The organism is Paeniglutamicibacter antarcticus (genome assembly GCF_039544305.1).
GTDB lineage: Bacteria > Actinomycetota > Actinomycetes > Actinomycetales > Micrococcaceae > Paeniglutamicibacter > Paeniglutamicibacter antarcticus_C.
In genome coordinates, this window is record NZ_BAABLK010000034.1 from 200,535 (window position 1) to 214,277 (window position 13,743).

At 62.9% G+C, this 13,743-nt stretch carries 14 protein-coding genes and 2 pseudogenes; 8 read left to right on the forward strand and 8 right to left on the reverse strand.

Annotation, left to right across the window (positions count from 1 at the left end; genetic code table 11):
* Positions 1 to 596: 596 nt before the first annotated feature.
* Both ABEA12_RS12505 and ABEA12_RS12510 read left to right on the forward strand, forming a co-directional pair.
* Positions 597 to 2,759: a S9 family peptidase gene (locus tag ABEA12_RS12505; RefSeq protein ID WP_210100002.1), complete on the forward strand. Its 2,163-nt coding sequence runs from the start codon at positions 597 to 599 to the stop codon at positions 2,757 to 2,759.
* Positions 2,756 to 3,808 (forward strand): GNAT family N-acetyltransferase, encoded by a 1,053-nt coding sequence (locus tag ABEA12_RS12510; protein ID WP_210100001.1) that lies wholly within the window; start codon positions 2,756 to 2,758, stop codon positions 3,806 to 3,808. Before ABEA12_RS12505 ends, ABEA12_RS12510 begins: the two co-directional genes overlap by 4 nt.
* Before the next feature lie 99 nt (positions 3,809 to 3,907).
* Here ABEA12_RS12510 and ABEA12_RS12515 read toward each other — a convergent pair whose 3' ends face one another.
* Positions 3,908 to 4,273, reverse strand: a complete 366-nt coding sequence (locus ABEA12_RS12515) for a hypothetical protein (protein WP_210100000.1) — start codon at positions 4,271 to 4,273, stop codon at positions 3,908 to 3,910.
* A 261-nt stretch (positions 4,274 to 4,534) separates the two neighbouring features.
* Between ABEA12_RS12515 and paaI the strand changes: the two genes are divergently transcribed.
* From paaI to ABEA12_RS12540, 5 genes are all read left to right on the forward strand, one after another.
* Entirely contained in the window at positions 4,535 to 4,975 is a 441-nt protein-coding gene (gene paaI, locus ABEA12_RS12520) for a hydroxyphenylacetyl-CoA thioesterase PaaI (protein WP_210099999.1), read from the forward strand.
* Positions 4,976 to 5,025: 50 nt separating this feature from the next.
* Positions 5,026 to 6,345: a phenylacetate--CoA ligase family protein gene (locus tag ABEA12_RS12525; protein WP_210099998.1), complete on the forward strand. Its 1,320-nt coding sequence runs from the start codon at positions 5,026 to 5,028 to the stop codon at positions 6,343 to 6,345.
* Between the two features lie 112 nt (positions 6,346 to 6,457).
* Positions 6,458 to 7,075: a TetR/AcrR family transcriptional regulator gene (locus ABEA12_RS12530; protein WP_210099997.1), complete on the forward strand. Its 618-nt coding sequence runs from the start codon at positions 6,458 to 6,460 to the stop codon at positions 7,073 to 7,075.
* A gap of 87 nt (positions 7,076 to 7,162) precedes the next feature.
* Positions 7,163 to 7,867, forward strand: coding sequence for a nicotinamide mononucleotide transporter (locus ABEA12_RS12535; RefSeq protein WP_210099996.1), 705 nt, complete (start codon positions 7,163 to 7,165; stop codon positions 7,865 to 7,867).
* Between the two features lie 79 nt (positions 7,868 to 7,946).
* Positions 7,947 to 8,288, forward strand: coding sequence for an HNH endonuclease (locus ABEA12_RS12540; protein ID WP_210099995.1), 342 nt, complete (start codon positions 7,947 to 7,949; stop codon positions 8,286 to 8,288).
* Between the two features lie 22 nt (positions 8,289 to 8,310).
* Here ABEA12_RS12540 and ABEA12_RS12545 read toward each other — a convergent pair.
* The 3 genes and pseudogenes from ABEA12_RS12545 to ABEA12_RS12550 form a co-directional block, all read right to left on the reverse strand.
* A pseudogene (locus ABEA12_RS12545) lies at positions 8,311 to 8,688 on the reverse strand (FAD-dependent oxidoreductase); the annotation flags it as partial.
* Between the two features lie 353 nt (positions 8,689 to 9,041).
* Positions 9,042 to 9,458: pseudogene (locus tag ABEA12_RS18710) on the reverse strand (FAD-dependent oxidoreductase); the annotation flags it as partial.
* The gene (locus ABEA12_RS12550; protein WP_345468452.1) at positions 9,418 to 9,552 is read right to left on the reverse strand and encodes a hypothetical protein; all 135 of its coding nucleotides are present in this window, start codon (positions 9,550 to 9,552) and stop codon (positions 9,418 to 9,420) included. The pseudogene ABEA12_RS18710 and the gene ABEA12_RS12550, both read right to left, overlap by 41 nt.
* Before the next feature lie 376 nt (positions 9,553 to 9,928).
* On the opposite strand from ABEA12_RS12550, the gene ABEA12_RS12555 reads away from it, so the two are divergent.
* A complete protein-coding gene (locus ABEA12_RS12555) occupies positions 9,929 to 10,342 on the forward strand; it encodes a dihydrofolate reductase family protein (protein ID WP_345468455.1) in 414 nt (137 codons plus the stop codon).
* A gap of 201 nt (positions 10,343 to 10,543) precedes the next feature.
* Here ABEA12_RS12555 and ABEA12_RS12560 read toward each other — a convergent pair whose 3' ends face one another.
* The 4 genes from ABEA12_RS12560 to ABEA12_RS12575 all read right to left on the reverse strand — a co-directional run bounded on the left by ABEA12_RS12560 (position 10,544) and on the right by ABEA12_RS12575 (position 13,586).
* Complete coding sequence (locus ABEA12_RS12560; protein WP_210099994.1) at positions 10,544 to 11,257, reverse strand: hypothetical protein; 714 nt, start codon at positions 11,255 to 11,257, stop codon at positions 10,544 to 10,546.
* 2 nt (positions 11,258 to 11,259) lie between these two features.
* The gene (locus ABEA12_RS12565; RefSeq protein ID WP_210099993.1) at positions 11,260 to 12,159 is read right to left on the reverse strand and encodes an ABC transporter ATP-binding protein; all 900 of its coding nucleotides are present in this window, start codon (positions 12,157 to 12,159) and stop codon (positions 11,260 to 11,262) included.
* Positions 12,156 to 12,515, reverse strand: a complete 360-nt coding sequence (locus ABEA12_RS12570) for a GntR family transcriptional regulator (RefSeq protein ID WP_210099992.1) — start codon at positions 12,513 to 12,515, stop codon at positions 12,156 to 12,158. The genes ABEA12_RS12565 and ABEA12_RS12570 overlap by 4 nt, the downstream gene beginning before the upstream one ends.
* Before the next feature lie 492 nt (positions 12,516 to 13,007).
* Entirely contained in the window at positions 13,008 to 13,586 is a 579-nt protein-coding gene (locus tag ABEA12_RS12575; protein WP_345468460.1) for a GNAT family N-acetyltransferase, read from the reverse strand.
* Positions 13,587 to 13,743: the final 157 nt, after the last annotated feature.

Below are 13,743 nucleotides of genomic sequence, written 5' to 3' on the forward strand. Positions count from 1 at the left end.
CTCGGCGAGCGCCGTCCACCGATCCATCAGCGGCCGGCCCGGCTTGGCGGCGCCTGCCCCGGGGCCAACCCGCCGTACCGTTGCCCCGCCCAGCGCCCGCGTCTCGGTTCGGCCACGTTGCCGCCGAGGCGTACCGATTGCCGCCCGGGGTGGATACGATCCGGGCACCAACCCTCCAGCAACATCCCCGGCGGATGGGGACCGGGCGCCAACGCCAGCCGAGGCCTCCATCACGAACCCGTACCTGCTCGCCCTGTGGAACCTCACCGCAGCGCTTTTCCTCGATTGCCTTCGTCGTGAAGATGAACGGTGGCCAGCAGGCGGATGAATACGGGGTCGTGGAAACATTCTTCGGTGCACCCGTGTTTGTCTTCTGCAACGTGGCAGCATTCGTCCTCGCACGGCTCGGCGACACTAGCCTGATGTGCACCTTGGTGTGCCACGCCTTCTCTCCGCGGCGCACCGCTGGCTGGCCCGAGCGGGCCGCGCAGGATCGTTTCCGCCGGACCCGCCGGCATCCACGGGACGCGATGTCCCGTGTCCGCGTTGGGCGAAGCGCCACGGTGTTTTGCCCGTTGGTCCGATTGAATGGATGCATGAGCCACCTAGAGCAAGCACCCCAGGCACCCCTGCCCCCCAAGGTCCCCACCGCACGCACCCACCACGGGGACACCTTCATTGACGACTATGAATGGTTGAGGGACAAGGACAGCCCGCAGGTCCGCGCACACCTCGAGGCCGAGAACGCCTACGCCAATGCCGTGACCGCCAACCAGGAAACCCTTCGCGAGAGCCTGTTCAACGAGATCAAGGCACGCACGGTGGAAACGGATTTGTCCGTACCGGCCCGCAAGCGCGGTTGGTGGTACTTCACCCGGACCTCGGAAGGTTCCCAATACTCGGTCCAGTGCCGGGTCGCAGCCACTGACACCGGTGACCTTGCCGCAGACTGGACCCCGCCCGCCATTGAGGCCGGGGTTCCCATCGAGGGCGAGGAAGTGCTGCTTGACGGGAACAAGGAAGCCGAAGGCAAGCCCTTCTTCTCCCTGGGCGGCTTGGCCGTCAGCGAAGACGGAACGCTGCTGGCCTATGCCCAGGACAACGCCGGCGACGAGCGCTTCACCCTGCGCATCAAGGACCTGCAGACCGGGGACCTGCTGCCGGACACCATCGAGAACGTCTTCTACGGCATTCTCTTCTCCCCCGACGGAAAAAGGGTTTTCTACACGGTTGTCGATGACTCCTGGCGTCCGCACCAGATCAAGGCACACACCCTAGGCACGGACCCGGAAAATGACATCGTGGTGTTCCAGGAAGACGACCCGGGCATGTGGCTGGGCTTCGAGCTCTCCTCGGACCGCACGGAACTGCTGATCTCCATCGGCAACTCCGAGTACTCCGAGACGCTCACCCTTGATTTGACCGACGCCAACGCCATCCCGGTCGTGCTCCTCGGCCGCGAACACCGCCTGCTGCACGCGGTTGACCCCGTGACCCTGGATGACGGTCGCGCCTATGTGATCACCCATGACCGCGACGCGTTGAACAACATGGTCTCGCTGCTGCGTGCATCCCAGCTGGCCTTGCCCTACGAGCAGCAGCAGTGGGACACCGTCGTGGGACACAGCGACACCGTCAAGATCGAGGGCACCGCCTCCACCGCCACCCACCTGGTCATTGCCGTGCGCAAGGACACCACCGAACGCATCTCGGTCATGCCGCTGGCGCACCTGGGAACCGATTTCCAGTCCGCGCCCGTGGAACCGGCCTTCGACGAGGAGCTTTACACAGCCTCCCTGGCCAATGCCGAGCTTGAAGCCCCGATGATCCGGTTGACCTACACCTCCGATTTCACTCCGCCACGGGTCTACGACTACACGCTGGCCGACGGCACCCTGACCCTGCGCAAGCAAACGCAGGTCAACGACTACGACCCGGCCAACTACCTGGCCACCCGCGACTGGGCCACAGCGGCCGACGGCACCAAGGTCCCGCTGACTATCCTGCGACGCTCGGATATCACCAACGCCTCCCCCAACCCGGTCCTGGTCTACGGGTACGGCAGCTACGAGGCCTCGATGGACCCTGGCTTCTCGATCCCCCGGCTCTCGCTGCTGGACCGCGGGGTCGTCTTCGTCATCGTTCATGTGCGCGGCGGCGGCGAACTGGGCCGGTCGTGGTACCTCGATGGCAAGAAGCTGACCAAGAAGAACACCTTCACCGACTTCGTGGATGCCACCAAGCACTTGGTGGATACCGGCTGGGCGGACCCTGCCCGCATCGTCGCACTGGGCGGATCGGCCGGCGGGCTGCTCATGGGCGCCGTGGCAAACCTCGCCCCGCAGCTCTATGCCGGCATCATCGCCCAGGTCCCGTTCGTCGACGCCCTGACCTCCATCCTGGACCCGGAGCTTCCGCTCTCGGCGCTGGAATGGGAGGAATGGGGCAACCCCATCGAGGATGCGGCGGTCTATGAATACATGAAGTCATACTCCCCGTATGAAAACGTTACGGCCCTGCCCTACCCCAGGATCGCGGCAGTGACCTCGCTGAACGACACCCGTGTGCTCTACGTGGAGCCGGCCAAGTGGGTGGCGAAGCTTCGCGAGGAAACCACGGGAGGCGCACCTATCGTCATGAAGATCGAAATGGACGGCGGACACGGTGGCGCTTCGGGACGTTACGAGGGCTGGAAGACCCGTGCTTGGGACTACGCGTTCGCACTTGATGTCCTGGGCCTGAACCCCGCGGGCGCATGAGTCCCACGCCGGTCCGTCAAGGGCGCCCGGAGGAGATGGCGCAGGACCCGGGGTTCCGGGCGCTGCTCACCAGCGCCAGCGACGCCACCGGCGATGCACTTGATACCCTGATCCGCGGCCTGGGCAACATGGCATTGCTGGTGGTGCCCGATGAGCGCGGCGGCGGGCCCGTGGCACTGGCGCTGTATCGACGGCTGGACTGCGTTGCGGTGCAGATCGAATACCTTGCGGTTCACCAGGCGCACCGGCACAGTGGCATGGCAACCGCCCTGGTGCACCGGGTCCAAGCGGACACCGGCGCCATGGTGGTGGCCTGCACCGATGACGACGCCGTCGGGTTCTATCGCGCCGCCGGCTTCCACACCAGCGATTCGGCGCCCGATCCGCGCTGGCCTGCGCGCAGACGATACCTGTGCGTGCTGCCCCGCATGGCGCTGCTCAGGGACCTGGAAGCCGACGACGGCTCCCTTGCGTGGGTCGATGGGCCCCCCACCCCACAGCCGGTACGTGTCGTGGCCCCCTCCCCTGCGTGGGCGCCTCAATACGCTGCGCTCGCCGAACGCCTCGGCGATGCCCTGGGGACCAGTGCATTGGCCATCGAGCACCTCGGCTCAACCTCGGTCCACGGGTTGGATGCCAAGCCGGTGATCGATGTCGTGTTGACCCTCCAAGACCCGGACAGCGAAGCGTTGTACCTCCCGTTGCTCGAGGCCGCGGGCTTTGTCCTGCGGTTGCGGGAACCGGGCTGGTACCGTCACCGGCTTCTGGTCCCCTCTGCAGGTTCGGGGCTTCCGGCGGCGAACATCCATGTCTTTGCCCCGGGCTCGCCGGAAACCTCGCGCATGATCGCGTTCCGCGACTGGCTGCGCACCCATCATGCGGACCGCGACGCCTATGGACGCATCAAGCGGGCCGCCGCCGCGCAGATCAATGACGCCGGCGGCGGGGCAGGACTCGTGACGGACTACAACGCGGCCAAGGAACCCTTCATCCGCGGGCTCTACGAACAGATCTTGCATGAACCCTGGGGCCCCCGGACCACGGCATAGCGCAGCTTGGCCGGTGGCAGCCGGCCACGGTGACGTGGCGGTGCCCGCCGGAGCCAGCTGCCGCCGACGGGCACCGAAAGCCCTCAAGGGAAGTGTGCCCTAGGTGTGTTGCAGCCTGTGCGATACATCGATGCTCGGCTTGATTGCCAGCAGTGTTGCCAGCAAGGCGATTCCGCCACCGATCCATGCAGTCAGCGCCGGGATGTTGGCGCCGGCAAAGTACCCAAGCCACGGCAGGACGATGGCAAGGACCGACGCCAGGATCTGTCCGGCCTCGATTCCGTACATGTTTGGTGCCGCCAGGTTGATCGAGCCGACCACCAGCAGCAATACCCCCGCGGTGATGAGCATCGGCACGGAATTGCCGATTCCCCTGGACCATATGGGGGTCAGTGCCATGACCAGCCCAACGATGGCCACCGTCCAGTCTTCCCAACGCCTCCATCTAGGTGTCGTTCTACGCATTGCCGATCAACTCCTTTGAAAACAACCGGTTGTTCCACTTTTGAGTCTGCACCCAGGTCCCCAGAGACGTGTAGGGGCTTTCGTCCTGCCGCCCCCGGTTGGTTCGGGCCCGCGGCATCGGCGGACGCCCCATGGGATTACGTGGAAGTTGACGACGATGTGTCGCCCGGAAACTCGGTGTTTCCGACCCCGTGTCTTGACTTATCTCACAATTCAGGATTACCTAATGATCGTTCGGTAAATAACTGAGAGGCCTCCCTCATGAGCGAAACTGGCGTCGATGCGCTTCCGGCGCATCCCCTGCTGAAGAACGACTACGCATCGGAATGGCTGGGCATCGAGCTGCTCAAGGTCGATGACGGGCACGCAACGATCACCATGAAACTGCGCCAAGAGATGCTCAACGGTTTTGGCATCGCCCACGGCGGGATGATCTTCGCCTTCGCGGACACTGCTTTCGCGCTGGCCTGCAACCCCCACACCGGATCCGCGGACACCATCACCGTGGCTTCGGGCGTAGACATCAACTTCCTCAAGCCAGGGATTCCCGGTCGGACACTCACCGCAGTGGCCGACCGTCGCCAGCAGCAAGGGCGCAGCGGAATCTACGACATCCAGATCTTCCAGAGCGTCCCCGGCGCCGAGGATGAAGTGCTTGCAGAGTTCCGCGGCCGTTCCCGCACGGTCCCCAAGCCTTCCTGAGCACCCGCTCTCTTCCCGTTATAAAAACCCACCGCGCGTTAGGCCAAGACATGACCCAGACATCCACCCGGATCGAACTGCCCAACCCACTGGATCCAGAAGAGACCATGAGCCGCGACCAGATCGAATCGATCCAGCTCGCGCGCCTGAAGGAAACCTTGGCCTATGCCTACGATCGCGTTCCCCTGTATCGGGAGAAGTACGACACCGCAGGGGTTCACCCCACGGACTTGAAGGAACTCTCCGACCTGGCCAAGTTCCCCTTCACCGAAAAGGAAGACCTGCGCAAGACCTACCCCTTCGGCATGTTTGCCGTCCCGCAGCACGAGGTCGCACGCCTCCATGCCTCTTCGGGCACCACCGGTCGCGCCACCGTTGTCGGCTACACCCAGAAGGACCTCGACGACTGGGCCAAGCTCGGCGCTCGCTGCCTGCGCCTCGCGGGCGTCAAACCGGGCTGGAAGGTCCACAACGCATACGGCTACGGTTTGTTCACCGGCGGTCTGGGAGCCCACGCAGCCGCCGAACACCTGGGGACCACCGTGATCCCGATGTCCGGAGGCCAGACCGAAAAGCAGATCACGCTCATCCAGGACTTCGAACCCGATGCAATCCTGGCCACGCCGACCTACCTGCTGACCATCGGCGATGCCATGCAGCGCCAGGGCCTGGACCCTCGCAAGACATCCCTGAAGACCGCGGTGTGCGGAGCGGAGCCGTGGACCGAGGAAATGCGCCACGAGCTAGAGGTCATGTTCGACCTTGACGCGTGCGACATCTACGGGCTTTCAGAGGTCATGGGCCCCGGGGTTGCGGGGGAGTCACACGAAACCAAGGACGGCAACCACATCTGGGAGGACCACTTCCGCCCGGAGATCATTGACGCCTTCGATGACACCCAGGTCCTCGGCGACGGCCAGCACGGCGAGCTGGTCTTCACCGCGTTGACCAAGCAGGCACTGCCGATCATCCGCTACCGCACCCACGACCTCTCCCGTCTGTTGCCGGGCACCGCCCGCGAGGGACACCGCCGGATGGGCCGCATCACCGGGCGAAGCGATGACATGATTATTCTGCGCGGGGTGAATCTGTTCCCCTCACAGATCGAGGAAATCGCGCTGAGGATCCCGGGTCTGTCCCCGCACTTCCAGCTGGAGATCACCCGGCCGGACCGTATGGACCAGCTCGCCGTCCGCATCGAGCGCCGTGAGGATTGTGATTCGGACCGCGCGATCCAGGCCGGCAAGGACCTGGCCAAGCAAATCAAGATCCATGTCGGTTCCTCGTGCGCCATCGAGGTCGTGGTCCCCGGTTCCCTGGCCCGTTCCTCGGGCAAGTTGCGCCGCATCTACGACCTGCGTGAGAAGTAAAGGCAAAGCCCGTGATTTGGGGGTGCTGGAATGGCTTGCCCATTCCAGCACCCCCAAACTGGCTTAACGCTCGATGCTTACCGACCGACCGTTCGTGAGACAATGAGGAACTATGACTGCCAGCATTGCGAACCCATCGCCAACCAAGCGAGGTCGGCCCGGATACGACCAGGAATCCGTCCTCTCCATTGCCGTGGAGGTATTCAACATGCACGGCTACGACGCCACCTCGATGGGCAAGCTTGCAGAGCATCTGGGCATCAGCAAATCTGCGATCTACCACCATGTCCCTTCCAAGGGCGATCTGCTGCGGCTGGCTCTTGACGAAGCACTGGTTCCCCTTGAGGCAATCGCCCGGGATGAACGTGCCAGCAAAGGCACCGCCGAGGAACGGCTGAAGTTCTTCCTGCGCTCAACCATCCGGGTCTTGGTCAAGCGCCAGCAGTACGTCACCTTGCTGTTGCGGTTGCGCGGGAACACCGAAATCGAACGCGACGCACTCCAACGCCGCCGCGCGGTGGATCGCAAGGTCTCCGACCTGGTGGTCGAGGCTCAGCAGGAAGGCTCCTTACGCAGCGACATCGATCCGCGCACGGCTACCCGCCTGCTCTTTGGCACGATCAACTCCCTGGTCGAGTGGTTCCGTGACGACGGGGACGTCACCTCCCAGCAGGTCGAGGACCATGCCATCACCATGATGTTCGATGGGTTACACAAGCGCGCTCAATAGCGGCGCCAATCCGATCACCGGCTACGCTCGATAGCTGAGACACAGCAAGGCCCCACCGTTTTTCTTTGTGAATAGGCAGTATTTTTCGTGGACGAACTCTTCTACAATCTTTTTTCCCAGGCCCCGGGAACGGATTCCGGAACCCAGGTTGCACTCTTTTCGGTCTCGGCACTGCTGAGTTTCATCGCCATGGTGTTGCTGGCCCGGCGCAACGACCTTGGCTGGTGGGCTCAAATCCTGGCGGTCTTCGCGGGTCCCCTGGTCATTGCCCTGCAGTTCCAAGAGCGCTCCTTCCTCTTCTACGCGGTGCCGGCACTGTTGGCTGCCGCCTTTGGCCTCTGGCGATTCTCCCGCTTCGAGAATGCTGGGCGCTTCGGCCGCAAGGTCGTCCAACGCGGCTTCGGCATCAAATCATTGCTGGTCGGCGTAGTCCTGCTGGCCGTCTTCGCCGCCTTGCGCATGGGTCGCATGCTCACCACCGGGTTCATCTTCACCGATGGGACAACCTCCCTGTGGGTCTCGCTGGCCGCAGAGGCGGCACTGGTAGTTGCGCTGATAGGCGTTGCCTGCGGCTACCGCTGGGCATGGTTGGCGGCTTCGGTCTCCTCCATTGCCTACATCATCGTGCTCTTTGGCAACAACCCCGCGCTGGGATTGCTTGGCGTCACGGTGTTCCAGGCCTTGGCCGGGATCTACGGCTGGTTTACGTGGCGCAACCAGCACACCAAGGAATCGCTGGAAGCCGATATGCAGTCGACAGCCAAGTATCCGCCGAGCCCCTACACCGCGTAGCCTTGCCACTGCAGATACGGGCCGATGAAATAACGACAGCGCTAGAAGGCTGCGTGCCGCACGCCGGCGCAAGCGCCGCATGAGTCGGGTCGATAACGACCTCAACGAGGTTCAATGGGGTGCGCTCAGGGATGCATGGGGCGGCTGCGCATATTGCGGATCCAGCGAAGCAACCATGCAACGTGACTGCGTCCAGCCGATATCCCGCGGCGGACGGTACACCCTCGAAAACGTCGTCCCGGCATGTGGCACCTGCAACGCAAGCAAGGGCAACCGCGAGGTGACCTCGTGGATGCGGCGTCGCGTGCTTGATGAACGTGCATTCCTCGCTCGCTGCTTCACGATCCAGCGCGTGCTGGCCCGGACGCTGGCGTTGGACTCCAACGCCGAGAGGCCACCTGTTCCCCCTGGAACCGCATAGCATCGGCATCCCAGGTTGCTAATCAGTGCTCCGTGGCGGTTGTGGTCCTCAGCGATGGGTTCCGATGCAACGTGAGGATCGGCCCCAAGGCCATGTTCAGGCTTATGAAGCGCATGGCAATATCCCGGACCATGCAGGGCACCCGACCGGTGCGGAGCATGATCTTGGCCAGCTGACGGGAATTCTCATGCGCGGCAATAACGCACGGACGTTGCCGGCGCGCGTAGTCCTTCAGCGACTCTTGGACACCGGCTGCGCTGACACCACAGAGCTGCGCGGCCAATATCGCTGCCGATTCCAGCGCCATGGCCGCGCCGATGCCTGCCGTGGGAAGGAAGTCGGCCGCCGCGTCCCCAAGGAGCACTGCCCTTCCCTGTGCCCAGCGGTTGCAACGGGTGTTAGAAAGCTTCCAATAGTAGGGCCCCGAGCCGCTCCGATGGCTGAAAACGCCTGGGCGTTGGACTCATCCACGCGGCTCAGCCGTTTTCGGGCGCTGCATCCGAATGCTGCCGGACCAACAGCGGTTGCAGTGCGTGGACCTCGGAGAAAGACGCCAACCTTGTCGCGGAGCGGATATCTCACGATAAAGAAGCCGCGGCCCCAGGTTTCGGCATACAAATCGCTCTGGGTCGGGTTGGCATCCGCCCACACCACCCAGCCTCCCCAGCCGGTGTCGAACTCCTCGACATCACCGGCATCCACGACCAGGTCCCGAGTCGTTGAATGCATCCCATCGGCGGCGATCACCAGATCGAAGCGCGCATCAATCAAACCATCTGCAGTGTTGATTCCCACCGCGGCCCCGAGTTCGTCTTGCCCCACGTAGCCAACGCTGGTCCCGAAGCTTACCGGCAAACTTCCCCCGGACATCACTTGGATCAGTTCTCCGCGTTCGATGCCCCCATACCTGCCGTACGCGCAGAGCACCGCATCAAACGAGTACGTACGCACTTCCCGACCATGGCTCGAGCTCAGCCGATAGCGACGCATCGTCATGCTGCGATCCCTATACTCCTCCCACACGCCCGCACGACGTAACGGCTCATCGACAAGCGGCATCAGTCCCAGCATGTAGCCGCCACCCGTTCGGGCTTGCGCACGTTCCAGCAGCACCGGATGCAGTCCTTGTTCACGCAGCAGCCTGGCAACACACTCCGGCGACCCCCGCACCAACGATGAGTACGCGCAGCGAATCCTGGGCGGCAGCCTCGATTTGCTCGGCGAGCGAAGTGTCCTGCAGCATCGGTCCGGCTCTCTCCTTCAACGTCCAATCCTCCTTTCAGCCTAGAGGCTTCCGGCGCAGCTCCACCCCCCTCCGCCCGCATCCTTTCCGCATTCGAAGCCAAGCACCTGGGCTTTGGTTAGTGGCCTCGTCATACCGCCGGCTCCCAGCACCCCTGCCTTGGGTCCTGTGTGCCTGGCCCCCGAGCCGTCGCACGGTCGTTTCTGACCACTGATGCCGCCGATGCGGACCCCCATGCGAGGACTGACGTACTACGTGGCGATGAGCAGGGACGGCAAGATCGCAGCTCCGGACGGCGACTTCAGTGCGTTCGGGCCAAGCGGGGACCATATGGAGGTGATCCTCGAAGAATACGCCGACACGATCCCGGCGCACGTCCAATCCGTACTCGGGCTGCATGCCGATGGATCGAGGTTCGACACGGTGCTCATGGGATGGAACACCTATATCCCACGCACTGGATGCCGGCATCGCCAGCCCCTACCCACACCTGAACCAGGTCGTGGTTTCCCGCCAACCCCGCACCGGTCCCTCGGAGATCACCTTCCGTGCAAATCCTTGCGCCACCATCCGCAAGCTGCGTCGCCGAGCCGGAACGGGAATCTGGGTGGCCGGCGGCGGTCTTCCAGCCGGTTCATTTTTCGCTGAAATCGATCATCTGACCCTCAAGATCAACCCGGTCGCCCTCGGGGACGAGATATCCCTGTTCGGGGGCATGGCCTACGATCCAAGGCAGTTCAAGCGCACACGTTTTCGTGCGTTCGACTCCGGGGTGGTCATCGCCGAGTACTCCCGTGCCACGCCCCGGTAGCAACTCGCGCGCAGAACGCGCCAGCAAAGCCGGCACGTGGGTGACGTCATTTCTGGGTTGCCGCTCCCCGATCCGTGCTTACGAAGCATGAGCGTGCCACAGCGAGCAGGTGCCCGATCGACGTTTCTTGCTTTGTCGTCCAGGCACCTGGCCTACTGCAACGGCGTTGGCCCGTCCTGCGTGCTGTTGTTGTTGCCATCCTTACCGCACGATCGCGGTTCGGAGCAGCTTCCAGGTACCGAGCGCCGAAAGGATGATCGCAACCATTGCCGCCACGGCGAGCCACCATAGCTTGAACGCCGCGAGGATGGTCGGGCCCGAGGGGATAATGATGATTAGCGCGACAATGAGCACCAGGGCTGTCCCTATCCCGATCATTTGTGGTCCGCGTGCTCCGAACCGAATCCACGAGGCCCCGAAGACGCCGCCGATTGAGAGCATCGATAGGGTCGCGAGGAACACAATCGGCAGCAGCCGGCCAAGATCCCCGGCACCGAGCACATGGATGTCAAATACATAGAACCCGGCGAACCAGTGGTTGGTTGCCAGTTCAAGCGTCGTGAGCACTGCCAAGGCAACGGCCATGGCAGCCGAGACGATCACCGACCACAGCAGGGTGCCGGCCACAAACGAGCGCCGGGTTGCGCCCAGCGTCAGTGCGAAGGGGAACGTGGTGGCGATGGATTGCACGCCGAGGTACACGAGGAAACCGGGAAGCGCATACGCCATTCCGGGATTGACCTGTGAGCCCTGGATCCAATCAGGCGTTCCGGGGAGGCTTCCGGAGCGCCAGAACAGCAGCGAGATCAACACCGAGATCACGGCAACCGTCACAATGATGTACAGCGGCACCAAGAAAGTCGTCTCACGCTTGTTCAGATGCAGCTTCGTTGTTGCGGGAATGATGACACTCATGCTTACTCAGCTTCTTTCGTTTCAGGGAACCCGGATTCGTCCGCCCCGTAGGCGGAGACGAGTTCCTGCAGCGACGGGCGGGCGACTTGTACGCCGTTTGCCACAGCCCGATCGCGAAGTACTTCATCGATCGGTCCGGCTGCTGTCACCGATGTCAGTGCTCCAACGGATTTCCTTTCCAGCACGGTGCGTCCAGCCAACAATTTCGCTACGGCATCGGTGTTTCCACTGAGGATGTATGCCTCGTCGCGTGCCTGCTCGGCGTCCCCATCGACCACGACACGGCCCTTGTCCAGAATCACGACCCGGTCAAGAAGCGATGCGGATTCCTCGATGAGGTGGGTCGAGAGCACGATGGTGCGTGGGTGCTCGGCATAGTCACGAATCAATACTTCGTGGAAAAGCGCGCGCGCGGTGACGTCCAGCCCCAGATAAGGCTCGTCGAGCAGGGTGATAGAAGCACGCGAGGCAAGACCCAGCACGATCGCAATCGCTGAGAGTTGACCCCGGGAGAGCTTCTTCAGTGGGGTCTTGGCTGGGATCCGGAGCCTCTCAACAAGTTCCGCTGCAAGTTCCGAACTCCAGTTGGGAGCGAAATCTGGAGCGATCCGCAGCACGTGGTGCAGCTTGTAATCATCCGGGTAGCGCTGGTTGTCCCGGACGTAGATGATCTGGGACAACGTCGCGGCATGCTCAAACGGGGTATGCCCCAAGACTTCGATCCGGCCCTCGGAGGGCCGGTCCTGGCCGGCAATGATCGACATGATCGTTGTCTTGCCCGCGCCGTTGCGACCCAGAAGGCCAATGATGGAATGGGGTGGTACGACGAAACTGACGTCATCGAGCGCTTTGACGCTGCCGAAGCTGCGGGTGACGTTCTGGATGTCAATGGCGTTGGTCATGAGAGGTCCTTTCGTTTGATCATTTCGGCGAGTTCGTCGGCGCCGATCCCCAGCAAGTCCGCTTCGCGGAGCAAAGGGGCGATGTGTTGTTCAAGGAAGATGGCGCGCCGTTGGGCTCTCAACCGGTCGCGGGCATTTGGTGCCACGAACATCCCGACACCGCGCTTCTTGTAGAGCACGCCCTGTTCGACGAGGACATTGATGCCCTTTGCCGCCGTGATAGGGCTAATTTGGTAAAAGGCCGCGTAATCGTTCGTGGACGGCACGCTGCCCTCCTCCTTGTACGTGCCGTTGATGATGTCTTCGGCAACCCGTTCGGAGATTTGTTGAAATATCGGGCCGTTTCCAGAGAGCATGTCACCACCTAGGTTCTATAGTCTACTAGTTAACCTACGCGCCTGTTTTTATGGAGTCAATAGCCCGCACGCGGCTTACCTCCATCCGCAACCCCACGTAGGTCGCAGCGAGGCCGACCTTGCCTGGCGGGCACGGTGCCGATCCATTGATCCGTGGTTTGAATAGCCTGCGGCCAATGAGCACCGGAATCCGGCCGCCAACACGTTTGAAGAGAAGTCGCATTCAACGAAACACCGCCTTGCCTGAGTCACCGTCAGGGCTAACACCCCTGGTCAAGTAACGGGTGCCGAGCGGAACAGTGGCAATCGCCTCACCGCGCGGCGCAAAGGCCATCCCGGGGCCTGGATTTCAACCATGCCCCAAGGCAGCTAGGCGCGTTCTCGCAGGCATGCCATGGCGCTTGACAATGGCTTCCGCTCTCCAGCGGGACCCCCTCGTTTCATTGACCGGCTTCGCGCATCGAAAGGGAGGAGCGCTCCGCACAGCTGTTGTTAGTCACAGACGCGAAGCGGCGCAACCGAGGCCGGGGGATCGCTGCGGAGCCGGGCACACGTTTCAACATCGAAACGCTGCGGTTTCCCCGACTCATCCAGGTAGCGCAGCTTGGCCCGCTCAACCCCTTCGACCAAGAATCCGGCGTTCCTGGCCACAGCAGCCGAGCTCGGATTGTTCACCCGGTAGGCCAGTTCGAGCCGAAAAAGCTCGAGTGCGCCCAAGCAATGGTCAGCCAGGCCCGCAAGTCCCCTCGAGGCGAGCCCCGCTCCGCGCTGCTGAGGAGTGACCCAATAGGAAATCCATGCGGTGTCGTGCCGGTGGTCAATGGCGCTGGCCAGCACGTGGCCCACAGCTGTCCCATCGATGTCAATGGCAAATGCCACGCCTTGCTGGCCCGCTGAATCCATCCATGGTTCCACCCAACGCCGCGCAGCCGCCTCCGAGGAGATCGGCCCGCTCGACTGGGCTGCCATGTCATCAACATCGAATGCACGAAGGATGGATTCAATGTCGCCTGCGGAGTCGGTCCAAGAACGCAAGCATATCGATGAGGCGGGCCTGGATCTGAAGAGCATTGAACCAACATAGCCGCTCGCTGATGACCCCGGATCCACCCGCAATGCACTTCCACCCTTGCCAAGACCGAGCGCACTGCCCGCTCCCCCAGGCAATACAAGACATTGTGATCAACGACCCATTGTGACTAACGCATTTCGTCGCAGTAAGGGGGCA